This is a genomic window from Synechococcus sp. RS9916, assembly GCF_000153825.1.
Taxonomy (GTDB): domain Bacteria; phylum Cyanobacteriota; class Cyanobacteriia; order PCC-6307; family Cyanobiaceae; genus Synechococcus_C.
On the sequence record NZ_DS022299.1, the window covers coordinates 1,129,280 to 1,153,712 of the forward strand.

At 56.8% G+C, this 24,433-nt stretch carries 21 protein-coding genes and 1 pseudogene; 10 read left to right on the forward strand and 12 right to left on the reverse strand.

The window, feature by feature from the left end; genetic code table 11:
* Positions 1-86 precede the first annotated feature (86 nt).
* Positions 87-1,631 (forward strand): MFS transporter, encoded by a 1,545-nt coding sequence (locus RS9916_RS06070; protein ID WP_050752307.1) that lies wholly within the window; start codon positions 87-89, stop codon positions 1,629-1,631.
* Positions 1,632-1,633: 2 nt separating this feature from the next.
* Here the strand turns inward: RS9916_RS06070 and RS9916_RS06075 are convergent, their stop codons facing one another.
* Complete coding sequence (locus tag RS9916_RS06075) at positions 1,634-1,906, reverse strand: DUF3764 family protein (RefSeq protein WP_007098423.1); 273 nt, start codon at positions 1,904-1,906, stop codon at positions 1,634-1,636.
* Positions 1,907-1,949: 43 nt separating this feature from the next.
* The gene (locus tag RS9916_RS06080) at positions 1,950-2,219 is read right to left on the reverse strand and encodes a hypothetical protein (protein ID WP_007098424.1); all 270 of its coding nucleotides are present in this window, start codon (positions 2,217-2,219) and stop codon (positions 1,950-1,952) included.
* Between the two features lie 80 nt (positions 2,220-2,299).
* On the opposite strand from RS9916_RS06080, the gene RS9916_RS06085 reads away from it, so the two are divergent.
* Together RS9916_RS06085 and RS9916_RS06090 are read left to right on the forward strand one after the other, a co-directional pair.
* Positions 2,300-2,797 (forward strand): hypothetical protein, encoded by a 498-nt coding sequence (locus RS9916_RS06085; RefSeq protein ID WP_038023381.1) that lies wholly within the window; start codon positions 2,300-2,302, stop codon positions 2,795-2,797.
* Positions 2,794-3,936 (forward strand): hypothetical protein, encoded by a 1,143-nt coding sequence (locus tag RS9916_RS06090; protein WP_007098426.1) that lies wholly within the window; start codon positions 2,794-2,796, stop codon positions 3,934-3,936. Before RS9916_RS06085 ends, RS9916_RS06090 begins: the two co-directional genes overlap by 4 nt.
* Here the strand turns inward: RS9916_RS06090 and RS9916_RS06095 are convergent.
* Entirely contained in the window at positions 3,902-5,020 is a 1,119-nt protein-coding gene (locus RS9916_RS06095; RefSeq protein ID WP_050752252.1) for a sulfotransferase, read from the reverse strand. The two genes, RS9916_RS06090 and RS9916_RS06095, sit on opposite strands and share 35 nt — an antisense overlap.
* 255 nt (positions 5,021-5,275) lie before the next feature.
* Here RS9916_RS06095 and RS9916_RS06100 point away from each other — a divergent pair, with 255 nt between their 5' ends.
* Positions 5,276-6,145, forward strand: a complete 870-nt coding sequence (locus tag RS9916_RS06100; protein WP_198003408.1) for an AraC family transcriptional regulator — start codon at positions 5,276-5,278, stop codon at positions 6,143-6,145.
* Between the two features lie 22 nt (positions 6,146-6,167).
* On the opposite strand, the gene RS9916_RS06105 is transcribed toward RS9916_RS06100, so the two are convergent.
* Entirely contained in the window at positions 6,168-7,163 is a 996-nt protein-coding gene (locus RS9916_RS06105; RefSeq protein ID WP_369791594.1) for a neuromedin U, read from the reverse strand.
* A gap of 281 nt (positions 7,164-7,444) precedes the next feature.
* Here RS9916_RS06105 and RS9916_RS06110 point away from each other — a divergent pair, with 281 nt between their 5' ends.
* Positions 7,445-9,826 carry an arylsulfatase gene (locus RS9916_RS06110; RefSeq protein ID WP_007098430.1) on the forward strand — a complete coding sequence of 794 codons (2,382 nt, stop codon included), beginning with the start codon at positions 7,445-7,447 and terminating at the stop codon, positions 9,824-9,826.
* A gap of 38 nt (positions 9,827-9,864) precedes the next feature.
* On the opposite strand, the gene RS9916_RS06115 is transcribed toward RS9916_RS06110, so the two are convergent.
* Positions 9,865-10,239, reverse strand: coding sequence for a DUF1622 domain-containing protein (locus RS9916_RS06115; RefSeq protein ID WP_232199534.1), 375 nt, complete (start codon positions 10,237-10,239; stop codon positions 9,865-9,867).
* Between the two features lie 115 nt (positions 10,240-10,354).
* Here RS9916_RS06115 and RS9916_RS06120 point away from each other — a divergent pair, with 115 nt between their 5' ends.
* The 3 genes and pseudogenes from RS9916_RS06120 (at position 10,355) to RS9916_RS06130 (ending at position 12,274) form a co-directional block, all read left to right on the forward strand.
* Positions 10,355-10,759 carry a YidH family protein gene (locus RS9916_RS06120; RefSeq protein ID WP_232199535.1) on the forward strand — a complete coding sequence of 135 codons (405 nt, stop codon included), beginning with the start codon at positions 10,355-10,357 and terminating at the stop codon, positions 10,757-10,759.
* 33 nt (positions 10,760-10,792) lie between these two features.
* Positions 10,793-11,668 (forward strand): annotated as a pseudogene (locus RS9916_RS06125) (bile acid:sodium symporter family protein); the annotation flags it as partial.
* A gap of 9 nt (positions 11,669-11,677) precedes the next feature.
* Entirely contained in the window at positions 11,678-12,274 is a 597-nt protein-coding gene (locus tag RS9916_RS06130) for a hypothetical protein (RefSeq protein ID WP_007098434.1), read from the forward strand.
* 59 nt (positions 12,275-12,333) lie between these two features.
* Here RS9916_RS06130 and RS9916_RS06135 read toward each other — a convergent pair whose 3' ends face one another.
* Positions 12,334-14,757 carry an arylsulfatase gene (locus RS9916_RS06135; RefSeq protein ID WP_007098435.1) on the reverse strand — a complete coding sequence of 808 codons (2,424 nt, stop codon included), beginning with the start codon at positions 14,755-14,757 and terminating at the stop codon, positions 12,334-12,336.
* Between the two features lie 175 nt (positions 14,758-14,932).
* Here RS9916_RS06135 and RS9916_RS06140 point away from each other — a divergent pair, with 175 nt between their 5' ends.
* A complete protein-coding gene (locus RS9916_RS06140) occupies positions 14,933-15,301 on the forward strand; it encodes a hypothetical protein (protein ID WP_007098436.1) in 369 nt (122 codons plus the stop codon).
* On the opposite strand, the gene RS9916_RS06145 is transcribed toward RS9916_RS06140, so the two are convergent.
* Complete coding sequence (locus RS9916_RS06145) at positions 15,293-16,141, reverse strand: formylglycine-generating enzyme family protein (protein WP_007098437.1); 849 nt, start codon at positions 16,139-16,141, stop codon at positions 15,293-15,295. The two genes, RS9916_RS06140 and RS9916_RS06145, sit on opposite strands and share 9 nt — an antisense overlap.
* 252 nt (positions 16,142-16,393) lie before the next feature.
* Between RS9916_RS06145 and RS9916_RS06150 the strand changes: the two genes are divergently transcribed.
* Positions 16,394-17,380, forward strand: coding sequence for an outer membrane protein (locus RS9916_RS06150; RefSeq protein WP_232199536.1), 987 nt, complete (start codon positions 16,394-16,396; stop codon positions 17,378-17,380).
* Here the strand turns inward: RS9916_RS06150 and RS9916_RS06155 are convergent.
* The 5 genes from RS9916_RS06155 to RS9916_RS06175 form a co-directional block, all read right to left on the reverse strand.
* Positions 17,354-18,703 (reverse strand): NAD(P)/FAD-dependent oxidoreductase, encoded by a 1,350-nt coding sequence (locus RS9916_RS06155; RefSeq protein WP_007098439.1) that lies wholly within the window; start codon positions 18,701-18,703, stop codon positions 17,354-17,356. The genes RS9916_RS06150 and RS9916_RS06155 overlap by 27 nt on opposite strands.
* A gap of 77 nt (positions 18,704-18,780) precedes the next feature.
* A complete protein-coding gene (locus RS9916_RS06160; protein WP_038023386.1) occupies positions 18,781-20,334 on the reverse strand; it encodes a DUF1254 domain-containing protein in 1,554 nt (517 codons plus the stop codon).
* A 37-nt stretch (positions 20,335-20,371) separates the two neighbouring features.
* A complete protein-coding gene (locus RS9916_RS06165) occupies positions 20,372-21,937 on the reverse strand; it encodes a DUF1254 domain-containing protein (RefSeq protein WP_083773041.1) in 1,566 nt (521 codons plus the stop codon).
* A gap of 193 nt (positions 21,938-22,130) precedes the next feature.
* A complete protein-coding gene (locus RS9916_RS06170) occupies positions 22,131-23,231 on the reverse strand; it encodes a DUF1254 domain-containing protein (RefSeq protein ID WP_007098442.1) in 1,101 nt (366 codons plus the stop codon).
* Between the two features lie 82 nt (positions 23,232-23,313).
* The gene (locus RS9916_RS06175; RefSeq protein ID WP_050752308.1) at positions 23,314-24,426 is read right to left on the reverse strand and encodes a DUF1254 domain-containing protein; all 1,113 of its coding nucleotides are present in this window, start codon (positions 24,424-24,426) and stop codon (positions 23,314-23,316) included.
* Positions 24,427-24,433: the final 7 nt, after the last annotated feature.

Here is a 24,433-nt window from a genome sequence, read left to right on the forward strand (position 1 = left end):
GGGCACTCCCCCAGCGAGGGACGTTCTGGTCGCCAACGCCCCAGGCACGGGCGTTGGCGTTGGATGGACAAGCGCGATGCACCGTGATGGGCCGCTCCAGTTCACCCCCCACTGGCATCTCGCCCCTGGCCGTGCCCTATCTGGGCCTGCTGGCGGGCCTGCAGCTGATCGATCCCAGCGTGGCCAACATCGCTTTGGTGAACGCCAGCGCCAACCTGACGATGGAAGGGCCAACGCTGGCGCTCGCGGCCAGCGTGTCCACCCTGGCGCAAGCCGCCACGGTGCTGGTGATGGGCTTCCTTGGGGATCGCTACGGCAGGCGCAGGATCCTGGCGGCTTCGCTGCTGCTGGCGATTGCGGGCAACCTGCTCTCCATGCTGGCCCCGACAGCGGGCGCGTTTCTAGTCGGCAGAGCGCTCACCGGGATCGCCCTGGGCTCAGTGCTCACCAGCACCTTTGCAAGCGTGCGGGCCGTGAGCCGGCCCGATCAGCTCAGTGCTGCACTGGGACTCTGGAATTTGCTGATCGTGGTGGCCTTCATCGTGGGCTCCCTGCTCGGGGGCTGGATGGCCAGCTTGCACTGGCGCGTGGCCATGGGCCTGGTGCCCCTGATCTGCGTGATCAGCCTGCCGATCCTTCCCGTGCTGCTGCCCTCGATTCCGGCCAATCGGCGCCTGCGGCCCGATGGACCGGGCCTCGTCACGATCGCCGCTGCAGTGGTGCTGTTTCTCTATGGCATCAACCATGCCGCTACGGGATTGCAAAGCCCGGCGTTCTGGCTTCCCTGCGGCCTGGGGCTCCTGCTTTACGGCCTTCACATCGCCTGGGAACGCCGCTGCAGCACCCCGATCTTTCCCCCCCGGCTTTACCTCAGAGGCTTTTTCGCCGCTGCGGTGGTGAACGGCCTCGGCTGGAACGTGGCGCAAGCCGTGCTCCAGCTGCAAACCAGCAACTTCTGGCAACTGGTGCAGGGCTACAGCACCAGCGCCGTGGCGTTTGGTCAACTGCCGTTTCTGCTCTGCTTTGGCGTTGCCGGCATCCTGGCGGGGCGCTGGATGGCACCGGGACGGCGCACGTTGACGCTGATGGGCTGGGGCAGCCTGGCGCTCACCCTCGGGCTGGCACTGGTCGCGATCGTGCAGGTGCACACCCCGTACTGGCAGTTGTTACCGGCACTGGTGCTGTCGGGAGTCGGCCTGGCCTTTGTGGCTGTGCCCCAATCCGCCCTGTTCGTGCAGGAAGCACCAGCTGATTGCTTTGGCTCCGTGCTGGCCTTCCGCACCACCAGCGGCCAACTGGGGTTTGCCTTTGGTCTGGCCATCAGCGGCACGATGATTCGCGGCTTGGGCTTCGACGATCTACAAGCGCGTTTGCAGCTGGCAGGCCTCGGGGGTGGTGAGCAGGCCCTCCAGCTCGACCAGCTGGTGCATGCGTTTCTGCGCAACAGTCCGATCGCCTTACCAGCGGGAGAGCTCGAGCCGATGCTGGCGGTGCTGCGGGGGGCCTACAGCGAAGGGCTCGCCGGCACCATGCTGGCGATGGCAGGTCTCACCGGATTGCTGCTGGCCCTCAGCCTGCTGCTGCTGATCATTGGTCGTCAACAGCAGCTGCTGGTTCAGCAAGACACCTGAGCTCAGGCGCCTTCAAGAAACACTTGGGCCACCGTGCTCTCCAACACGTGACCTGATGAGGCAATCAAGTCAGCGTTGTCGGCGATGAAGGCCTCCATCACTCCGCTTTCAGCTTTCATCACCGCACACACCTTGGTGGGATCGTCTTTGCTGACCCCGCGGAAGAGGCTGGTAATGCCAGCCATCTTTTGCAGTGGCTGGGACGCGTCGTAGGTCTTCACCCACTCATCGAAGGGTTTGCTGATGGTGAACGTCAGCACGTGGGTTTCGACCATGTCACGAGGCCCGTTTTGGGGACCTTAATGGAGTTTTTCGCCATTAAGTCACCTCTTTACCAGGAGCCTCTTCCGCATCCACCAAAGCGTCCAACGTCACAGCCGTGCGCACGAGCGATTGATAGCGATGGAGCACACGGCGATTGCGCTCCAACCAACGGGCGGGATCAGCAGGGCCCTCGCTGGATCCGCCCATGCTGAAACCTGCAGGCCCCTCGGAATCCATCAACTCCAAATCGTCCTGCTGGGCGATCAAGGCCAACAGCAACTCATGCAACCGATCCCGGCGACTCTTGATCCCGTCCGTGCACATGTGCTGACGCTGATGGGGGCTATGGCCATCTTGCGAGAACGAGGGGTTTCGGCCCTCACCTCTGGATGGATGCACCACCCATGACCACACCGCAACGGTGCCGGTTGCTGCTGGGTCTGCTCACCTTGGGCAGCTTGTGGCACGCTCCGGCCCTTCAAGCAGAGGAGCTCTACCAGCTCAACACCACCTGCAGCACACCGACCGCCCGCTTTTCCTGTCAGGTCACGGCGGTGAATGTGGATGACACCACCGAATACCGCCACAGGTTTGGAACGCGAACGGTGGCCTATCGCGTGATCGACGAGCCCTACGTGCGCATCGAAGGCCAGAAAAATGCCGGTGCCCCCTGGGAGACGGTGAAGAACGCCATGATCGATTTCAAAGCGCAGGAGCTTTGCTTCAACAACCGGGCGTTCTGCGTTAACAACCCCACCTTCCTCGCCGACGTGCTGATCAACAGCGGCGATGCCATGCAGGGACGCACCAAGGCAGGCATGGCCTTTGGAAGCAACGGTCGTGTGGACGTGGCCTGCTTTGACAACGGCTGCAATCGACTGCTGGAGGCGATCAAGCAATGAACAACAAAACCAAAACATCCATCGCCGGCTTCATCAGCCTGGTGCTGAGCCTGCAACCCACCGCCGGCCTGGCGGTGATGGGGTCTTCAATGGCCTCATCAACCGCCGAGACAGCCACCGGTTCCACCTCCAACATCGAACTCGCGCAGCGGCGCGGCGGTGGCGGCGGGGGATCACGTGGAGGCGGATCACGCAGTTCTGGCTCGCGTAGCAGTGGCTCTCGCAGTTCTGGATCACGCAGTCGGAGTAGCTCCAGCTCCCGCAGTTCTGGATCACGCAGCAGAAGTAGCTCCCGCGGTAGCAGCGGTGGCCGCACCGGCTTCAGCTCCTACAGCGGCAGTGGCTCCCGCAGTTCTGGGTCACGCAGAAGTGGTTCCAGTGGATCCACCCGCCAGAGCACACGCCAAAGCACCCGCAACACGCGCCAAACCAATCGCCAGGGCACGAGCGCCAATCGCCAAAGCACCCGCAACACAAGGCAGAGCACGCGCCAGTCGAATCAAGGCACCCGCCAGACCAACCGGCAAACCAATCAGAGCAACCGGCAGGGAACGCGGGACACCAGACAGACCAACCGCCAAGGCACCCGCAACACGCGGCAAACCGATCGCAACAACGCGATCAACAGCCGCCAGAACGGGCGCACCAACCGCACCGACATCCGCCAGGACGGTCGCAACAACCGGGTCAACAACCGCAACGACACCTACCGGAAAGCGGTCAACAACTGGGATCGCTACGGCAAGGGCTGGTACAGCAACAATGGTTGGTACAACAACCGCCCCTGGAACTCCGGCTGGTATGGCGGCTCCTATTGGAACAACTGGGGCTGGTATCCAGGGCAAGCAGCAGCCTGGGGCCTCGCCAGCATGGCCACTTTCGGCGTGATCAACAGCCTGGTGAACTCGGCCCAGAGCAATGAGGTGAGCTACATCGTGGTGCCTAGCTCCAACTATTCGCTCTATTACCCAAGCGTCACCGCCAGCGGTGATGTGGTCACCTTCGAGGCCGACGACGGGTACGGGACGACGCGCTTCAGCGCCAACTGCAAACAGGGCACTCTCAACGGCGGCGCACCCCGCAATGCCGATGAGGCCCAACTGCTCAATGCGGCCTGTCAGGTGGCGTTTGGCCAGTAGCAGCCAAAGCGCCTGCAGGAGTCATCAGCTCCTGCAGGCGTGCCTCAGCTGCCAGGCTCAACTGCACCGGTTGAGCCTGGTAGCTCTGGGCCATTGCAGCCCTCTGGGCAATGGCAGGCTGAGCCAGATGCCAACCGGAAAGGTTCAACTCGCGGTAAATCCGCTCGGTGGCGGCCAGCGGGTCGGCGATGAGATCCCCATAGGCAACTTCCACGAGTTGACCAGGAGGGATCAGCGAGCGTGAGCGTTCGAAGGCATGCATCAATGCGCGATGAGCAGCTGTGGTTTCCTCCACCTGCGCGACCTCATCAAGGGGCGCCTGCAGCCCCACCAAGTGGGCTAACGACTGCTTCACCTGCACCAACGAGCGAATCGAAGCGATTGGCTCCCGCTTCAGCAGCACAAACCGTGCCTTGGGAAACATCCGCAGCAACAAGGCCACCCGCGCTGTGTGGGCTGAGTTCTTGATGAGCAGCCGCGTCTTCCCGGCACCGTCATGCAACCAGGTGAGCCGGGTGAAGTGCAGCAACTGCTGCTGAAAGTCTGCAGTGGACGCCAGCACGCAGCGCCGAAAATGATGCGGGTAGTGCTGCGGAAACGCCACACCCGCCATGTTGGTATCAGGCGTTAGCCGGGCCAGGCCGATCTCGTCTTCCTGTGGATCGAGGGCAGACCAAGGCACCGCATCGATCGGCCGAGTGCGGCTCATCCATCGCTGCAACACCGGTGCGAGCCAGGGCTTGAGCAGCACCGCCACCTGGGGCGCCACGGTGAAACTGTTGCGTGCCGTCGCCGTTTGCGGATCCACCGATAGCAACTGATGCAGGAAGGTCGTTCCGCTGCGCCAATGCCCCACGATCACAATCGGGTCATCAGGGACCTGCAAAGCCCGCAGTCGAGTACGAAGGATCAAGACCTGAAGCCATGCCAAGGGCTCCAGCACCACTCCCGGCAACACCAACTGCAAGCCAACCAACCAACGGGACGGCTGCATCGCTCCCAGCATCAGGCTTCTAACAGCGACAGCAGGCCTTAAACCACCACCGGCAACGAGACGATCAACGCTGTTACAAGGCGAACTCAAATCAGATGAAACGGTGACTTTTTAATTGCAGGAGCAAAATTTATCCATAAATTGCATGGAACGACTCACTTGCCTGGGCATCGGGAGAACTGTTCGATGGCCAACCACCTGTTCTCTTCGCTACCCCAACTGAGTCCTAAAGGCTGTTTTCAGCTACCTGAACGACTCACCAGCTGCCCCAATTGGGACACATCCTTTTTCAGCGCCTGCGAGCTAGCGCAATGCTTCGCAAAGATTGGCAAAGCGTTTACAGCCGTGCAGCTCAGCCCTGGCCCCCTGGCGGGTCGCTTCAGCATGGTGCACCTCGGAAACCTCAGCGTGCTGATGATCAGCACCAACCAGGTGTTGCTGCTCAATGGCGAGCGGGGTCATCACTGCATCGGTTTCAGCCTGGAGGTGACAGGCAACACCACCGATCAACGCGTGCAGTGCCAGACCTTTCATCCCCATGCCCTGTATGGGTTCAACCAGAACCTGCAGGAATGCCATTTCCAGCTCAGTGCAGGCTCCATCAGCATCATCACGGTCACCACATCGGATTTCTTCAATGCGTTTCTCACACGCACGGGTTACCCCCATCTGATCGAGCCCTTGCTCACAAGCAATTGCCTCAACCTGGATCAAGCCACGCATCGTCGCCTCGCCAATCAGCTCGGCGAGGTGCTGCGCCATCCGCCCACCAGCCAGCGCGCATGCCGACAGCGAACCCAAGAACTGCTGACGTCATTTCTGGACTGCTTACAGAGCCCAACCGGTGAACTCGAGCCGTTTGATCTGACATCCCGCCAACAATTGGTGCAGGAGTTCGTGCGCTGGGGGATCAGCAACGCCAAAACCTCTCTCACCTTGGATGAGATCTGCCAGCAGCTCTACACCTCGCGGCGCACGCTCATCCTGGGCACCAAAGAAAACTTTCACTGTGGCCCCATGGAGTTGTTGCGCACGATCAGGCTGCAGCAGGTGCATGCCCTGCTGCGCTCACCAGCCGAACGCGATCGCGAGGGGTTAAGCCAAGTGAGTGAAGTGGCCGCATTCTGTGGATTCAGAAGCCGAGGCCACTTCGCGAAGGCTTATCAAGAGCATTTCGCCGAATCGCCACGCACCACCTTGCTGCGATCCGCCTGAACCCTGCTCCCGGCAAGCGGGGTCAGCCCCGCTTCGGGAACAGGAACTGCACCTGGGCACGGAAGGTCCAATCGCCCATCAACGTTTGCCCCGCCACCTCGGGCTTCACCAGGTTGTAGTAGGCACTCAACGACGCATTGATGGGCTGGCGGCCGATCACAAACACCCGTCCAAACCCAGCACCAACAGGAACGGTCCAGCCTTTGTTATCAGGATGATTCCAATTGGCCGTAATGATCGGAGAACTGGTGAGATACCAACCCTTCGGCAGGTTGTAGTTCAAGAAGGGTTGGATCAGCATTTTGTTCACATCGCTGCCACCATCTCCGGAGAATGACCAAATATTGTTGATCAATCCACCGGCAACGACGCGCCCTTTCGTGTACACCAAAACCCCAGTCGGGCCTGCACTCCATCGCTTCGAGCTCAAACGCTGATCCGTTGCGGTGGGCATGACAAGGGTCGGCCCGAGACCCACCGTGAAGTTCCCCTTGAGGGTCGGAACAAAAAACACCGAGGGGTTGATATCACCGAGCGACTGAATCGAGGAGCCGTTGCGCCAGGGCTGCGAAATAAACGGCACGATTGTGCGGGTGACCAAGGTGAGCGACTTGCTCACAGGGAAGGGAATCACCGGCTGAACGTTGACCACATTTTGGGTCTGGTTCGGCTTCGCTTTGACGTATTGCGTGGGACTGGTCAGCGGGATCGGTAGGTTCGGAGCCCACTGGGTGGATGGCGTGGAATTCCACTGAATCGGCAGACTGCTCATGCTGGCGATGGGGTTCTGCGCCGCCTTGGCCAGACTTCCGTCCTCCTTCGCCTTGCTCTCTCCCTCAGTCACCGTGACGGGAACATTGTCAGTGCCCGGCTCGGGAGCTGCCTGGGCAACCTGTAAATCCTTCAGGGTGAGGGGAGCAAAGTCAAAAGCAGTCGCACCCTGCAGAGAATCAACTGCAACGGTCGTGTCAGCTTTGGCTGCTGGAGACAGCAGCAATGGCGCCAACCCAGCAGACACTGCTGCGCAAAGAGCTAAGGAAAACGATTTTTTTGCCACTGAATCCAACTTGAGCTGGGACCTTAGTAGGGGGCGCAAGCTTGACCGTCAGCCAATGGTCAACAAAATTCGCCCGATTGGGATCAAAAACCTTGAAACACTGCCGGCAAACGCCAGACGTTGAGTGGCGAAGCAAAGCGGTCATGATCCCCAAAATGCCGTTTCAAGGCAGCCATCCCGTCACCTGAGCAAACCATGGCTACCAAACCAATGGTGACCTTCAACGAGGGCTGTCTTCTTTTATGGGCAACACTCCACACATCGACGGATCAATCCTGCCGTTTCCAGCCAAGCCATCCGGCAGTCACGCTGGTACCTCCATGCAGGAGTCGACTTACAACCCCCTGCCGGAACCGCAAAGGCTTCCCGATGACGCACCCAACATTCTTGTGGTGCTAATCGACGATGCGGGCCCAGCATTACCTGATTGCCTCGGGGGTGATGTGCACACACCCGCTCTCGAGTCTGTGAAAAACGGAGGGGTGGGCTTCAACCGTTTTCACACCACAGCAATGTGTTCGCCAACGCGCTCATCATTGCTAACGGGTCGCAACCACACCTTCGTTGGCAACGGACAAATCTGTGAATTCGCCAACGACTGGGATGGCTACTCGGGAAGGATTCCTGAAAGCTGTGCCTTGCAGGCGGATGTGCTGCGCAACTACGGCTATGCCACCGCAGCTTTTGGCAAATGGCACAACACACCGAGCACGGAAATCACTGCTGCGGGGCCATTTCACAACTGGCCAACAGGGCTTGGCTTTGAATACTTCTACGGCTTCCTGGCCGGTGAAGCATCGCAATATGAACCGCATCTGGTGCGTAACACCACGGTGGTCAAACCTCCCTGTTCACCTGAGGAGGGTTATCACCTCAGCGAAGACCTTGCCGACGATGCGATCAACTGGTTGCAGACCCACAAAGCACTGCGACCCGACAAGCCCTTCTACATGTACTGGGCGTCCGGAGCCCTCCATGGTCCGCACCATGTGAATAAGGAATGGGCGGATAAATACAAAGGAAAATTTGATGATGGCTGGGACGCCTACCGCGAACGCGCCTTCCTCAATGCCAAAGCCAAAGGTTGGATTCCTGAGAATGCCCAACTGACTCCACGCCACCCGAAGATGGCGGGATGGGATTCCATTCCCGATCATCAAAAACCCTTCCAATCACGCCTGATGGAAGTGCTTGCAGGCTTTGCCGAGCACACAGATCATCAGGTGGGTCGCATCCTCTCTGAACTGGATCGACTGGGTTACGAAGAAAACACCCTGGTGGTTTACATCTGGGGCGACAACGGCTCCTCAGGCGAAGGGCAAGACGGCACGATTTCCGAGCTCTTGGCTCAGAACTCAATCGCCACAGAGGTGGATGAACACATCCAGGTGCTGGATGAACTCGGCGGATTGGATGCCCTGGGCTCACCGCTGGTCGACAACATGTATCACGCAGGTTGGGCCTGGGCAGGCAGCACTCCTTATCAGGGCTTGAAGCTGATGGGTTCCTACCTCGGCGGAACCCGTAATCCCATGGCCTTGAAGTGGCCGAAGAAAATCAAGCCCGACCCGAGGCCTCGACAACAGTTCCACCACGTGAACGACCTGGTTCCCACGATTTATGAATTGGTCGGCATTACCCCTCCCACGGAAGTGAATGGGGTGAAGCAGGATCCGATTCACGGCACCAGCTTTGCCTATGCCTTTAATGCTCCTGAAGAACCTGGAAGGCTTCGCACCCAGTTCTTCGACATCATGGGTTCACGATCGATCTATCACGATGGATGGATCGCCGGTGCACCTGGCCCCCGCTTGCCTTGGGTCAAAGGTGTTGACCCCAACATTCTGAGCTGGTCACCTGACAGCGACGAATGGGAGCTTTACAACCTCGATGAGGATTGGAGCCAAAGCAGAAACATCGCAGATCAGCATCCAGAGAAACTGCAGATGCTCAAAAATCTGTTCCTGGTGGAGTCGGCCAAGTACAAAAACATGCCGATCGGCGGTGGCCTCTGGACCATCATCTTCCACCCCGAACTGAAGGTGGCACCAGAGGCGACTACATGGTCACTCCCTGGCACCATCACACGCATCCCAGAAACCTGCGCACCTCGACTCGGCGCTCTGGACAACCGCGTTGTGATGGATCTGGAACTCCCGGAGCGGGCCAGCGGTGTTCTCTACAAACTTGGTGCGAATTCGGGTGGATTGACCGTGTTCATGGATCAGGGAACACTCACCTATGAGTACAACCTGTTTCTGGTTGAGCGAACCAAACTGCGCTCCGAGCAGCCCCTACCGGCTGGACGTCATCGCCTGGAAATCGTGACGAGGCACACGAATCAAGACCCAAGGGGTCCTCTTTCGATTCAGGCTTTTCTCGACGACCACACGCTGTTTACGGGCATCGTTCCACGGCCAGCGGCGGTGCTGTTTACAGCCAATGACTGCCTGGATGTCGGACAGGCTCTGGGATCTCCAGTATCCATGGAGTATCGCGATCGCGCTCCCTTCCCATTCAATGGCACGATCCACTCGATGCAAGTCGAGTACCTCAATGTGGAGACGCCTCAAAGCGCCGAACTCAGCGAAGCTCCGAGCGTGAGGCATCACCAAACGGTCTGAGCAAAGAGCCCAAACCCATCACATCAAGAGCAAGCTTCCTAGGAGGCTTGCTCTTTTTCTTTGAGTTCCAACGACAAAAAGTAATTCAAAAAGGTACGCACAAGCGCGACTGCTCCCAGCTGAATCAATGCAGAAGCTTCACGGCTGATGGTGGTCTGAACCACATCGGCACCCAGTTGAAACTCGAGAGCAAGGGCAATCCACCCTCCCAAGGTCAACCGCGCTGATGACAAAGGCCCTCGCTGGAGCAATCGAGGCGGGATCGCTCGTAAACGCAACGGACCTTGTGGACTAAAAACAGCAACAAGCCCAACAGCAACAGAAAGAATTGACAGTCCTTCCAGCAGCAAGCGCAACCAACCCGCCATACCGGAAAGCAGATGCTCTGCAAATTCCATAATCCCAACAAACATGCAAGTGATGCCTATGAAGCTAATGAACAAAAGCGGCAAAAACAATAAATAAATATTGCAAAAACAAGGTCGATTCTGCTTGAGGGCACTGCCATGTCATCGAACTATTTCTACCTTGAAAAAAGAGAAGGGGAGACGATCACGCTTGAGCGACATCAACACCGAGCTAGCAAAAGCACGCAACAGAGCTGCTGCTGATCGCACAACCCTGGCTTGGATACGCACATCTCTCGCCCTGATCAGCTTTGGCTTTGGCCTCGACCAGGTAATTAATGCGATTCACAACGTGAATGCCAACAGCAGTGCCAACGAAAGTGGTGTTCACCTGGTATCAATTGCATTCATTGTCGTTGGCATCTTTACTCTCGCTGTTGCCGCCAAACAACACAAATTTGAATTATCACGTCTCAACAACAGCTATTACACCTACCGAGAGCAACTGTCACTCCCAATCGCCACAGCGATTGCCAGCCTGATCATCGGAGGCATCACGCTTTCCATTCTTCTGTACAGCCTCTAAAAACACTTCACACTCAAATCTCAATCACCAAAGAGCATGAAACTTCTCATCTCCATTGCATTATTTCTGATCATGATGTCACTGGGGCTGAACCTGCCACCAGTGCGATTCGGAATCCTCAAACAGCGACCGTTTTTTCTGGCTCGCGTTCTGATCACCACCTGCATCGCTATTCCCATCGCAGCGGTGCTACTGCTTCAATCTCCGATTGGGCAGACGCTGGCAACACCGATTGCAACGGGCCTGATGCTGATGGCGATCTGCCCAAGTGCGCCAATGATCACTCTTAAGAGCAGCAAATTAGCAGCAACATCGGATATCGCCATCAAACTGCAATTTTGGTCGGCATGCGCTGCAATCATTAGCGTGCCGCTATGGATCGGGCTCCTCGCAAGCAAAGGTGGGAGCAACATCTGGAACATCTCCTCTCAAGAGGTGGCAGCACAAGTGTTCACAGTGCAACTGATCCCCCTACTAATCGGAGTGAGCCTGCGGAAATGGTGCAGCGAATGGGCTGAACGCTGGAACCCTTGGATTCAGAAAATTGCAACGCTGCTGCTTGTCGGGCTTCTGATCTTGATCTTGGCGACAGCGGTACCAACCGGAACTACAGCCCTGCTCGGGAATGCACAAGGAGCCTTGGCCATGCTGCTACTCACATGGATTGGCTTGGCCGCGGGATATGTGATTGCTGGCAAAGATGCAAGCGAGAAAAGCACGGTTCCCCTGGTGATCTCAATGCGAAACCCAGGTCTTGCGCTTCTGTTGGTGCAAGACATGGCCCCTGATGCCAGCAACATCAAAGCAGCAGTCGCAGGTTATGTGCTGATGACCGTGATTGGCACCGCACCTTTCATGAAGTGGAGAAAGGCACTTCATTCCAGCCACACAACCACGGCAGCTTCGTAAACAGCAGCGATGACCTTCCAGCCCAACCAACAAGACCTTCTGCATACCAAGCCACAACGGGGTGCAGAAGTCGCAGTGCTGATTAGCACTGCTTGTTTTGGCTACGCCATGCATCTGGTCATACCGACCATCATTACTGCAACCATCAGCTGCGCTCTTCTGATCCTGTTGAGCAGTCAACGCAATCCTCTGCAGCACCGAATGCGGTGGTGGCGAAACATTGGCCTGTGCTCGGGTTGCTTTCTCGGCACAGCATCCTCAATGGTGAATGAAATCAACCAAGGCGGGGAAGCTCATTCGCCCTGGGAACGGCTCACCGTGGTAGCGATCCTAGGGATCACCGGATTCCTCTCAGGTCATCGAATCGGATTCACCACCCACCAAGCGGAAGTTCGCTCGATCGGAGACTCGCTGCGCTCCTTAAGCGGAACATTCACAGGCATCTTCGGAGTGCTAGTAGCCATTCACTTTGTGCTCCATGGCCTCGACGAAGCAAGAACCCTGGCCAGCAGACTCAGCACATCACTCACTGTGATCGTGTTATCCGTCGCTGGACCAGGCTGGATCACCTATCACCTAAAGAAACCGCAACGAGAACAAAAGTAGAACGCATAAAAAAGCATGGATCACCAGGTGACCCATGCCAAAAGATTCAATCAATTAACTTAGTTGGATGACTTTCCATCTGACGGCTTGGGGTAGATCTGAATCGTCACCTTGTCGATCTGACCGCCATAGGCGCTGTAACGGCGAGGACCAATGGTTTTCACCGTGACGGCTGAGCCACGATCAAGACCGACATCAGCACCTTCATCAATGGAGAAACGCGACGCAATCGTCTTCTCCATGCGGCCTTGAGCGACCACCTCACCATTCAATTTCAAGCGAAGATCAGCTCCTTTACCAGTTCCACCACCGTCGTAGTCGAGCTCAAAGCGAATTTCGGACTTACCAGCAGGCAATGGCTTGTTGCTGGTGAGCGTGACCAGCTCTCCCATGTAGTTGTAGGTGTAGGAAGGCCTGTTGTTTTCAACGTAAAGCGACCAACCACCAAAGCGACCGCCCTGGGAGAAGATCACGCCGTCTTCATCAGCTCCCTTGACATCCACAAAGGCCGTCACGCTGTTGGAGACGTTCTTCACGTTGAGAATCGAGTCTTCAACGAGGTTCCAGGCATAGGGATACAGATCCATGGAGGTTCGGTCACCCAACAGAGTCGGCCGACCTGCGACAGACGGCACCAAGCGCTCGAGCAGACGATCGTCCAAGGGCAACACCTGGTTCTCAATCGCCTGTTCCATGAACTTCGCCTTCAGGGCCTTGAGCCGATCGGGGTATTGCGCCGCAAGATCATTGGAAAGGCTGAAATCAACGGTGGTGTCATACAGCTCCCAACCATCATCGGCTGCAACCGTATTCATCCGTTGTGGCGCCATCCAGGGATACATGATCGTTGTTCGCGCCATCCAGCCATTGTGATAAATACCGCGGTTGCCAATGATCTCGAAATACTGAGTATTGTGCCGCTCTTTCGCACCTGGATTATCAAAGGTGTACATCAGGCTGGTTCCTTGCATCGGAATCTGCGGGATGCCATTGATTGAGCTGGGCATCGGCAGATTGGCCGCCTCAAGGATCGTGGGAGCCACATCATTCACATGGGAGAACTGCGTGCGAATGCCACCACCCTTCCGGATCCGCTCAGGCCAGTGAATCACCGTTCCATTGCGCGTTCCGCCAAAATCTCCGGCCACCTGCTTGGACAGTGCAAACGGTGAGTTGAAAGCGATCGCCCAGGCCATGTGATACATGGGATAGGTCGTAGGCCCACCCCATTCATCCATTTTGGCCTCCTGCTCATCCGGCGTTTCGCCAACGCCATTGAGATAGTGATTCCAATTCCAGTGGCCTGTCCGATCCCCCTCAACACTGGCACCGTTATCACCAGTGATATAAATCACCAAGGTGTTATCCAGCTCACCCAGATCATCAATCGCTTGAATTAAACGACCTGCTTCGTGATCAGAATGCTCTGTGAAAGCAGCAAACACTTCTGCCTGCCGGGCATAGATGCGTTGCTGCTGAGGCGTAAGGCTATCCCATTTGGGAATACTGTCAGGTGCTTTTGCTAACTGCGTGCCTGGAGGAACAATCCCTGCCTTGATCTGGTTCTCAAGATTGCGCGCCCGCAGAACATCCCAGCCTTCATCAAACTTGCCGCGGTATTTGGCGATCCATTCCTTACCCACATGGTGTGGGGAGTGGGCACCGGCTGAGGAGTAATAAATGAAGAAGGGCTTATCGGGCTTGATGGCTTTCTGTTGGCGAACCCAACCGATCGCCTGGTCGGTCATGTCTTCGGTGAAGTGATACCGATCTTTCTTCGGTGCATCCACGATGGTGACTCCGTCATGGATGGTGGGTTCCCACATGTTGTCTTCAGCACCCACGAAGCCATAGAACTTCTCGAAGCCTTGGCGCGTTGGCCAACGGGTCTGAGGGCCAGCAGCCGTGGTCTCACGACCCGGGGTCTCATGCCACTTGCCAAAAGCAGCTGTGTTGTAGCCGTTCAGCCGGAGGATTTCTGCAACCGGAATGGCGTAATCAGGCACCACGGTGGAATTACCCGCATAACCGGTAGCAACCTCCGGGATCGACCCGGTGTTGACCTTGTGGTGATTGCGTCCAGATTTCAACGCCGCCCGCGTCGGCGCACACAACGCCGTGGTGTGGAATCGGTTGTAGCGGAGGCCATCTTGGGCGAGCCTTTCTGCGGTGGGCATGTTCACCACCCCGCCAAATGCGGACGGTGCCGCATAACCGACATCATCGAGAAGGATGATCACCACATTGGGGGCACCTGCTGGTGCCGTCACTTCCCACTGCGGGGGCAAAGGCACCTCAGAGGGGAGCACCTTGGTGACCTTCTCTGGCCTGGGCTCCGCAATCGGGAGTTTCGTCCGATCGAATTCACGAGCCTGGGCGTGCCCTTGCGTGATACCGGCAATCGACACACTGGTCGCAAGGAATAGACCACTCCCCACAACCAGGCGGCGGAGCAGGCGAGACGCTTTGATCGGATGTGGCATGGCAGACGTCGGTGAGGCAACGAGGCCTTAGGACTTCTTCCTGCTTAGCCAGGGGGTTGACGTTTGAGATGCCAACGTCGACCAACTGTGCACCATTCGGATCAAGCGGGAGCTGTTCTGCGGCGAAACATGTTCTGCAGCTAAACAACGACCAAACCGTTCATGCACCACAGCGATGACTCCTCGACGCAGTCTTTATCGAATCGCCACCGCTGTTGAGCTCATCACCGGCATCACGCTGCTGTGCTTGCCAGCCGTGATGGTCCGGCTTCTGTTTCAAACCGATGCGACTGGAGCGGAGCTTCATCTGGCTCAGCTCTATGGGCTCGCCCTTGTTGGCCTCGGAGTGTCTTGCGCAAGCGAGCCCTATCCACGATCGGCGCAACGAGGACTGTTGATTTACAACAGCTTCGCGGCAGTGCTCTTGTTCGCTCTGATTGCCAAGGCAATCTCCGGGGGCTTGGTGGTGTGGGCAGCCGCTTGCCTCCACCTCATGTTGGGCATGTTGATGATCATCGACCAACTGCAAGCGCGATCACACTGAATCCGAAGCACAGCGAAACCCCATATGGCAGGTGGCAGTATCCGTCGTCTGCCCCATCAGTGCAGCCGGACGGAACCGGTGGCAGTAGTTTTCCGCGCAGAGAAATGACCCGCCCTTGATGATCCGTCGTTCCTGCTCACCTTTGGGAACTGGGAACAACGTCGATGTCCATTCCCAGACGTTCCCACACATGTCGACCAATCCATAGCCATTGGCAGGAAAGCTGCCGACAGGCGACGTCCAAAACCAACCATCAGTCTGCTCATTACGCCAAGGAAACGGCCCTTGCCAAACATTGGCCAACCACCGTCCTCCCGGGGTCATCTCTGAGCCCCAGGCATAGTCCTGCCCCACAAGACCACCGCGTGCTGCCACTTCCCATTCATCGGCAGTGGGCAGTCGCTTGCCCGCCCAGTCGGCATAGGCCAACGCATCGTCATAGGCGACATGCACCACCGGATGGTCCGGGAGATCGTCAATCTGTGTCGACGGTCCCTGCGGATGTCGCCAATCAGCACCTTCAACCAAGGCCCACCAGGAGAGGGGCTGACTGCGATCAACGGTGGGCGGAGGCGGGATAAACACTGCTGACTCAGGGCACTGCTCCTCAGGCGCCAAGTTGGGATACAGCTCAGGATCAGGAGGCTTTTCAGACACTGTGACGTAGCCCGTATCAGCAACAAATCGTGCAAAGTCAGCATTCGTCACCGGAGCCACATCAAGGGAAAAAGCCCTCACTTGAATGGAGCGAACGGGCGACTCTTCTGGATAAAACGACTCGGAACCAAGGCAATACTCACCGGCAGGAATCTGCACCATCCCTTGGCGAGAATCAGCCATTCTCAAAACGCTCTAAAAAGAATCCACCGAGTTCAACACAAAATCACCACCGCCAAAGCAATGCTTAAACAACAGACATGTGGAGACCACACATCTCTCCTTTGAGCAGTCCATGCAGGGGTGCATCGAAGTTAACGCAAGTGTGCACGAATGGGATCGGATCGGAATGCAGGGAATGTGTCTCGCCCCTAGTGTTCGCGCAATTCAATTTCCGCTGAGATGCGAGCGTTATCCCTGGCTCTTCTTGCAACCTTGAGCAGCCTGAGCGTCGAAGCCGCAGCCAAACCGCAAGACAGCACCAAGGGTGAAGGTGCGATTCCAGCTGAGTTCACGACGCCACTGGTGCTCACCCAGGCCGAAGACGTCGCAAGTGAAGCCGACACCCCAGAAGACGAGGAAGACGCATGGCGGACTTATCTCGATCTTTACGCTTTTATCGTTCCCACGACTTACTCGACCACAGAAATCAACGGCAACAGAACCGAGTCTGCGCTTCCCCTCTCCGATGTGATCAACACAATCGATGAAGCACTCACCTTCAAAGCCCAGGTGGAGTACGGCCGGATCGGATTCATGGCCGGTGTGTATCACGGCAAGCTATCCGACAGCCAGTCCGCATCGGTTTATAAGGAGACCAAGAACCCCCTGCGGAACAAGCTCGGCGTTCCTGCTTTTCTGCGCGACCGAACCCTGCGCGTGAAAGGGGATCTGGATCTCGACGTCGACGCCAATCAAACCGTGGTTGATCTGGCCATGCGCTATCGGGCAGGAGCGATTCAGAAGCCACGCATGGAGAAAGGCAGCAGCAGCGTCGTCGGCCTGATGGGAGCTCGGATTATCGATGCCCACATCCACACCAGCTGGACGTTGGAAAGCGAAGCCTCACTCACCGTGGAAGGTCAACGCGTCAGCAAGAAATACACCCGTGAACTGGAGAAGTCTTCAGGTGAAAGCTATGGCAACACCTGGGTGCAACCGTTGATCGGGATCTTCGGCACCTATGCCATCAGTGAAGACTGGCAAGCTTTTGCCTACCTCGATGCAGGCGGATTCGGACTGAACGGAGAGCAGGATCTAAGTGGAACCGCCCAGGCAGGCATTGCCTACGCCCTGGGCAACTCGGCTCAGCTCTCACTCTCCTACAAGTATTTCGGCCTTGATTACGCCGGAGGAGGAGGGAACTCCTACAGCGTTGATCAAAGCGGCGTGAACTTAGGCCTTCGCTGGCTGTTTGACTGACGCCACCGGTGTGCCGGCAGTCTGAGAGCTCAGGCTGTCGGCCACCGTCACAGCCGTTCGGGAGCCACTGGCAATGGCGCCTTCAATAAATCCGCGCCAGCCCTGGGCATGATCTCCGGATGCAAAGAACACGTGGCCTTCCTGACGCGGTAATTCGTCACTGAAGCGGGCCACAGTTCCAGGTCTGTAGGTCGCCCAGCTCCCTTGCGAGAGGCTGTCAGCACCCCAGTCATGACCAAAGGTCGACAACAGCTTCACGCCGGGAATGAATTCCTCGAGCACGGTTTGCCACTCCTCCACTGATTTGTCGAGAGCCCCGGGTTCAAGACTGAAACCCGCCAGCACGGAATGCTGCTCACCACGTTTGTAGGTGAAGCTGCCGATCAGCGGTGAATCGGTGGAACGCGACAAGGTCATCACGGCACCGGGATCACCCTCCACTTCAAAAAACACTTTGTATCCCCCGCCGACATGTTTGAGGCGGGAGGCTTCCAGCTTCACGCTGGACAGAGGCGGCTCAAAGTCAACGCTGTGCAGCACGTTCAATGGAACGGTCACCACCGCGCGTTTAGCAATCACCAGCTCACCTGACTCGGTGGTAACACAAACGCCATCGCTGGATTGCTGAACAGCGCGCACCGATGTGTTCAGAGAAACCTCAAAACCACCGTCGCTGGCCATCGCCTCCACCAAGGCACCGGTGCCATGGGTGAACTTGTAGCGGGCTGCGGTGTCATTGAAGAGCTCATAGTTCCAACCGGTGAGCGACCAGCAGCGCATCATCTCCACATAGGAGGCGTTCTGCGGTTGGTTCATGCTGAGGATCTCGAGAAATCCTCCGATGCTGGTGCGCTGCAAGGGCGTGAGCTCGAGGGCGTTGAGACGGTCAGCGACGGTTAGGCCGTCGCGTTCACACACCGCATCCCAGCAGTGGTGCATGTCATAGGGACGCTCCCAAACACCCTTCGACTCGGCAAAAAAGTGCTCAAAACCCTCCACGAATTCACCCAGCTGCGACTCCTGCAACTCCTGAACCTGACCGTCGATTTTGATCGCCACCCGCTCGGCGACACAGCCCGGTGTCTCCTGAACCTCGAGTCCATAACGCTCCTTCTCGGCCCACACAAAGGGTTGCGTCCAATGCACCCAAGTGCCGCCCAATTCCACGTGAAAGCCGTTGCGATCCTCACTCCAGGTGCGTCCACCTAGCCGATCACGGGCTTCGAGAACAAGCACGTCGTAGCCCCGCTTTTGTAGGTCACGGGCTGCTGTGATGCCGGCAAAACCACCGCCAATCACAACCACATCAACAGATCGAGCCATCAGAAGTTCAGTGCAAAAAGGACGAAAGAGTCAGGTCATAGGTGTGGCGTCAGAGCAGAGCCATCTCAGCCCCTAACTCAAAGTTGTTCAATCGCTCCCAGCTTCCAAGTGCGGTCAAACCACTCTTGGCCTGGGCCGTAAAGACGGAAGATGCCGAACCAGCCCTTGCCTGGAACCGTCTTCACCCAGTTGGCTTCTTTGCCTGCAGGGGGTTCCGGACCGAAGTACAGATCAATGCTGCCATCGGCGTTCTTGGCCATCTCCGGATTGCGCTTGTTGTTCTTGCTGGGGTAAGGCATCTCCTTGCTCTGCAGCATTGAGCGGGTTTGCGGGTCGTAGACCACAAACGACCAGAAACGCTGGGCGGGAGGATTGGCGGGAATGTTGAGTTTGTAGGTTTTCGAGCCATCCAGATAGGCACCGCCACTGTCCCGAGAAGTGAAGGCGTACTGGGAACCAACACCAGGCAGTTCCAGCACCATCGCCGGCGTGTTCACCGTGGCGAGGTAGAAGAACAGGGTGCGGCCATCCATGTCGCGCCCACCCTTGCCACCATCGACGACATACTCGTGGTTGCCACCTGGGAATCCGGTTTGCCAGTAGCCCGCTTTGCCCGGATAGATGTATGCCTTGGGATCCTTCGGGGCAAACAGAATCGAGCGCGCCGTGGCATTACCAATGGCAACGGCCTCGGTCAGCAAAGCTTTTTGGTCGCTTGAAGGGTTGAACGGCTTGCCTTTTTGAATGCCAATGGCCGAGGCCATGCCGAGGAGTTCAGGGGAGAACATCGCGGAGGGCTCACGCTGAATCACGTCATTGAGTTCTTCGTAGAACTTGAAGTCATTGGCGTGAATCGTGTTCACATCGGATCCGGTGAGGTTGGTAAACGTGTTGGCAGGTGGATTGGCCCTTTGCGCAAACGGATACACCTTGAGGCCAGTCTTGAAGGCCGACTTGGCCGTATCGGGCTTGCCTTGCTCATCGAGGAAACCGCGAAGAATCAACCAATTGATCTTGCTGGGCGTGGTCGCAACGAAATAGCCGTCGGTATTGGCGGGTGCTTGATGGCCAGGGCCAAGAATCAGATACTTCCCTCCCTTACCTTTGTCTGGACCAGGGCCGCCCATGTCGACCACAAAACGGAAAAAGGCGTCATTGACGGTGCCAGGGCCGGTGCCCTCCGGCACTTCGACGACGACAGGACCATCACTGAGATCGAGAAACGCTGAGGCATAGACCGTATCGGTATTACCCGTAAGCCAGAGCGATTCGGAGCTCATCAGCTCCTCAAACAAGCCGATATCACGATTTGACTTCAAGCCATACCCATCCCGGTGGCCGACATAAAGCATCTCGATGGATGCCGCCGGCATGAAGTTCAAGAAGGTCTGCACACCACGCCCAAGGTCGACCTGACGGCGTGCCTTTCGCATGGTTTCATCATCGGGGAAACCATCGAAATACTTAAACGTGCCGATTCGTGTTCTAACCGTATCGGGGGTCAACACATCAACGGGGATTGGCGTGTTGTACCCCTTGGGCTTCACATCGCCAGCATGAAGGGCAGTCGCGCTACATGCCAAAAACAACGCGGAAAGGGCAGTGGACGAGAGGTGCTTAAGAACAGTCATGGTTGAGCGTGAAACGTAGGAAGGGGCGATTGAGATCTCAACCAAGCGGCTGAATATCGTTGAGTTGCCAGGTTTTGTCGAACCAGGGCTGCAGCGGGCCATACAGACGGAACACAGCGAACCAGCCCTTACCCGGAACGGTCTGAATCCAATTCGCTTCCTGACCTGCCGGGGCTGTGGGTCCGAAATACAGATCAATCGTGCCGTCTGCATTCACGACCATGTCTTGGTTGCGCTTGCTGTTCTTACTGGGAAGCAGCTGATCGGTTTGCAGTTCAGAACGGGTCTGCGGGTCGTAGGCCACCATCGACCAGAAATCCTTGGCGGGAACATCGGCATCCACGGTGAATTTGTAGGTTTTACTGCCATCGAGATAGGCACCATTGGCATCCGTAGCGACAACCCCGTACTGGGAACCAACGCCAACCATCTTCAACACCATGGCCGGTGTGTTAACGGTGTAACCCCAGAAGAAATTATTGCGGGCATCGAGATTCCGACCACCCTTACCACCATCAATCAGCCATTCGTGGCTGCCACCACCAAAAGGCGTAAACCACTGCTTGCCCTCATAGAAATAGACATCGGAATTGCGAGGCTTGCCCATATCGGCACGCACATAGGCAACACCGACCTGCACCGCCTCTTCAAGCAGTGCGCGATCTTCGTCACTGGGCGCAAAAGGCTTCCCTTTTTCCAGGCCAATCGCAGAAGCTAAACCTCTTAATTCAGGGTCAAGCAGACTGATTGGCTCCCTCTGAATGACCGTATTCAGCTCTTCGAAGAAATGGAAGTTATTCGCATGGACCGTATTAAAGATACCCTCTCCTCCCTGAATAAAGGTCATCGCTGGTGGGTTATCTTTCAGAGACAGCGGGTAGAGCCTGAGACCTTCCTTGTAGTTTGCAACGGCTTGATCAGGCTGACCCTCATCATCGAGGAAAGCTCTCAGAATCAACCAGTTAGAATAACTGGGAGAGCGGAACACAAAGTAGCCGTCGGTGTTCGCAGGCTCTGCATCGTCGGGTCCCAAAATCAGGTATTTACCGCCCTTTCCTCGGTCGGGACCTGGCGCTCCAGTATCCGCAACAAAGCGGAAAAAGGCATCATTGATGGTTCCAGGCCCGAGACCAGCAGGGATCTCGATCACCATCGGGCCGGTTTCCTTCAGATTGAAGAAAGTCGAGCCATACACCGTGTCGGTATTACCGGTGAGAAACAACGGGTTGGAATTCAGCGGTGCCAACAACATGACTTTGTTGTAAGCATCCACCCCCATCCCAGCATGACCAGCACGCAGCATTTCAATACTGGCCGCAGGCATCAATGTGAGAAAGGTTTCGTAAGCCCGGATGAACTTCAGATTGTCAAAGCTGGTATCAACCGTGGCGGCATCGGGCATGCCATCGAAGAAGTTGAACGTGCCAACCGATGTGCGAACCGTGTCTGGCGTGAGCAATTCGGATGGGATCGGCGTGGTGTAACCGCGGGGGACAGCACCGCCAGCCGTTTGCGCCCGTAATGGCAGACCCAACAAAACTCCCGAAAGGGCCAAGAGAGAAAATCCCTTTGACGCTCCCTTCACCCATGCTGTGGTCACCATTCACCAGAATCGCTGTTATTCAAAAGCTAGACATGCCGACAAAATATGACCATGCGCAATGATCCCAAAAGGGCAAAACTCAGAAGCAACAAAAAGCGTGAGCACACATCAAAAGCTCGCAACGATGTTGTATCGCTGCGAACCCGAGCTCCATTCCAGAAATGCAGCCGAAGAACTGAAAAGTACGCCGCGCTTACTTCAATCGAAGCTCAGGCCGCACCCATGAACCATCAAAATAAGCAGGTTTCGGGTTGTAAATCCGCAGCGTGGCATTCCAACCCGGATAAATCTCCAGATAATTCTCTTGATCGCTATTTCCACCCAGGTTGATCACCACATCACCATCCGGATTAGCCTTAGCGAAGGCGCTGTTGAGATTGAAATTGTCCCCACTTGGGAAACCATCCTTGTCATACACCGTTAGAGACCAAAAGGCATTGTCCCCATTGGGAACATCCTGCAGGGTGAGAGTCTGAGGATCCGTGGAAGTTGGTGTATAGAACAAATACACAGCACCTTCCTTCGGCAAACCTCCGATGCCGACGGCCACACCCATATTGTTCTGCTCGGGGGTGATCTCACCGGGACGACCAAAGAGCGATTCCGATTTCACACCCTTGTCGTTGCGCTCCTGGTTGTAAGCAGCACGGAGTGCCAGCATCTGCTCCAAGTTCCATTGATTGGGTTGAACAAACTCACCTGTTTTGGCCTGCTTTACCGACAATTTGGCCTGCAGTGCCTGGGCCTGGGCCACGTCATCGGGATCCTGAATGTTCACGCCAGTGCGGAACGCCACCAGGGCAATCCGACTACCCACCTCATCCTGCGTGAGGGTGTAATTGCCAGGCTCCTTCTCCACATACACATACCCCTGCCCATTCAGCACCATGGCGCTCTGATAGCGACCATCGGTTTCTGGAAGTGTGAACGTGGCCGGCGTGCTCAGGTCAAGAATCAACCAGGAATACAAGGTGTCGAAGTTGATGCGAATCACCGTTCGGTCTTTGGGGTCCGCTGTTTTGCCATCGTTCCAGATGACACCCATGCCCGAGCTGCATGTTTCGGCAGCAACTTTGGCAACATATTTCACCAGCGCCGTCTGCGTTTCAGCATCGGCGAAATTTGCCTTGGTAACAGGTACCACCGCATCACTCTCGAGAGTAATGGCAGGCTTGGGGCATTCCGCCGCAAGGGCTGAGGGGGCTGAGAGCACAGTGAATGGCAAAAAGCCCATTGCTGCCAAACCACCAGCCATGCAGGTTTTCGCACCAGCAAAGAACGAAGAACGCAACATCAGTTCAACAGACAGACAAACAACACAGAACAATCAACGCCATTCATGCAAGGGGCCCGCATTGCGCAGGCCCAGCCCAAGCTCACTGTGCAGACTCAAACTGAGGGGGAGTCCAACTGCCATTGAAATAGGCCTCAGTCGGTGAATAAATGCGCACCGCAGCATTCCACCCGGGGTAGATGTCCATGTAATTGTCTTGGCTTGGATCACCACCCAGGTGAATCACGTATTCACCCTGATCATTCGCTTTCGCAAAAGCACTGTTGACGTTGTAGCTCTTGCCGACGGCAAAGCCTTCCTTGTCGTAGACCGTCACCGACCAGAATGCCCGAGGGTCTATGGGCACATCTTTCAGCACCAACACCTGAGGCTCAGTGGAGTTCACCACCTTGGGGAAGGGATACACAGCTCCCTGCTTGGGCAGCCCACCCCAACCAATGGCAACGCCGAAATTGCGCATTTCTTCGCTCAGTTCACCTTTCTTTCCAAAGGCCATTTCTGACGTCACACCTTCAGGCTCCCGGCGTGCGTTGTAGTCAGCACGCAAAGCGAGAATATCCTGCATCTCATAGCGATTGGGCGACACGAAGTTGCCCTTTTCGGCTTGCTGCAACACGATCTGATCCTGCGCAGCCCCTGCTGCTTTCACGTCAGCGGGATCCTGCACATTCACCTGAGTGCGCACAAAGGCAAAGGCATAGCGACTTCCCACCGACTCCTTGGTGAGGGTGTAACGACCTGGTTTGTCGCTGATCAAGGGAATCCAGTGGTCTTCATCGATCACTTCGAGGATCTGGTAGCGATCCGTTTCAGGCAGAACCACAGTGGCGGGACTCTCAAGATCGAGAACCGCAAAGGAGTACAGCGTGTCGAAATTGGGGCGCAGGATCGTGCGCTCTTTGGGATCCATCGCTGCGCGCTGGTGCAGGAAGACTCCGACCCCCTTACTGCACGTTCCTTTGGCGATCTTGCGCACGTAATCAGCAAGGATCACTTCCGTTTCAGCGCTCGCGTAATTCGCCTTGGTGACCGGCGTCACCGATGTTGCTGTTTGCACCACACCAGGCTTCGGGCATGCGGCTCCTGAGGCTTGGGCCATGGCCATCGGCGATGCGGACGCCAAGAGTCCCCCTGCTCCCAGGGCAGACGCCAACAGCACAGAGACATGACGCAACGAACGACGAGGCGCAGTCATTGCCAAA

Coding starts and splice junctions, on each gene's coding strand:
- RS9916_RS06085 (WP_038023381.1), top strand. CDS start 2,300: ATGACCACACCGCAACGGTGCCGGTTGCTGCTGGGTCTGCTCACCTTG.
- RS9916_RS06135 (WP_007098435.1), bottom strand. CDS start 14,757: ATGCCACATCCGATCAAAGCGTCTCGCCTGCTCCGCCGCCTGGTTGTG.
- RS9916_RS06170 (WP_007098442.1), bottom strand. CDS start 23,231: ATGTTGCGTTCTTCGTTCTTTGCTGGTGCGAAAACCTGCATGGCTGGT.
- RS9916_RS06110 (WP_007098430.1), top strand. CDS start 7,445: ATGGGCAACACTCCACACATCGACGGATCAATCCTGCCGTTTCCAGCC.
- RS9916_RS06155 (WP_007098439.1), bottom strand. CDS start 18,703: ATGGCTCGATCTGTTGATGTGGTTGTGATTGGCGGTGGTTTTGCCGGC.
- RS9916_RS06130 (WP_007098434.1), top strand. CDS start 11,678: ATGACCTTCCAGCCCAACCAACAAGACCTTCTGCATACCAAGCCACAA.
- RS9916_RS06145 (WP_007098437.1), bottom strand. CDS start 16,141: ATGGCTGATTCTCGCCAAGGGATGGTGCAGATTCCTGCCGGTGAGTAT.
- RS9916_RS06140 (WP_007098436.1), top strand. CDS start 14,933: ATGACTCCTCGACGCAGTCTTTATCGAATCGCCACCGCTGTTGAGCTC.
- RS9916_RS06160 (WP_038023386.1), bottom strand. CDS start 20,334: ATGACTGTTCTTAAGCACCTCTCGTCCACTGCCCTTTCCGCGTTGTTT.
- RS9916_RS06165 (WP_083773041.1), bottom strand. CDS start 21,937: ATGGTGACCACAGCATGGGTGAAGGGAGCGTCAAAGGGATTTTCTCTC.
- RS9916_RS06115 (WP_232199534.1), bottom strand. CDS start 10,239: ATGTTTGTTGGGATTATGGAATTTGCAGAGCATCTGCTTTCCGGTATG.
- RS9916_RS06075 (WP_007098423.1), bottom strand. CDS start 1,906: ATGGTCGAAACCCACGTGCTGACGTTCACCATCAGCAAACCCTTCGAT.
- RS9916_RS06070 (WP_050752307.1), top strand. CDS start 87: ATGGGCCGCTCCAGTTCACCCCCCACTGGCATCTCGCCCCTGGCCGTG.
- RS9916_RS06090 (WP_007098426.1), top strand. CDS start 2,794: ATGAACAACAAAACCAAAACATCCATCGCCGGCTTCATCAGCCTGGTG.
- RS9916_RS06175 (WP_050752308.1), bottom strand. CDS start 24,426: ATGACTGCGCCTCGTCGTTCGTTGCGTCATGTCTCTGTGCTGTTGGCG.
- RS9916_RS06080 (WP_007098424.1), bottom strand. CDS start 2,219: ATGTGCACGGACGGGATCAAGAGTCGCCGGGATCGGTTGCATGAGTTG.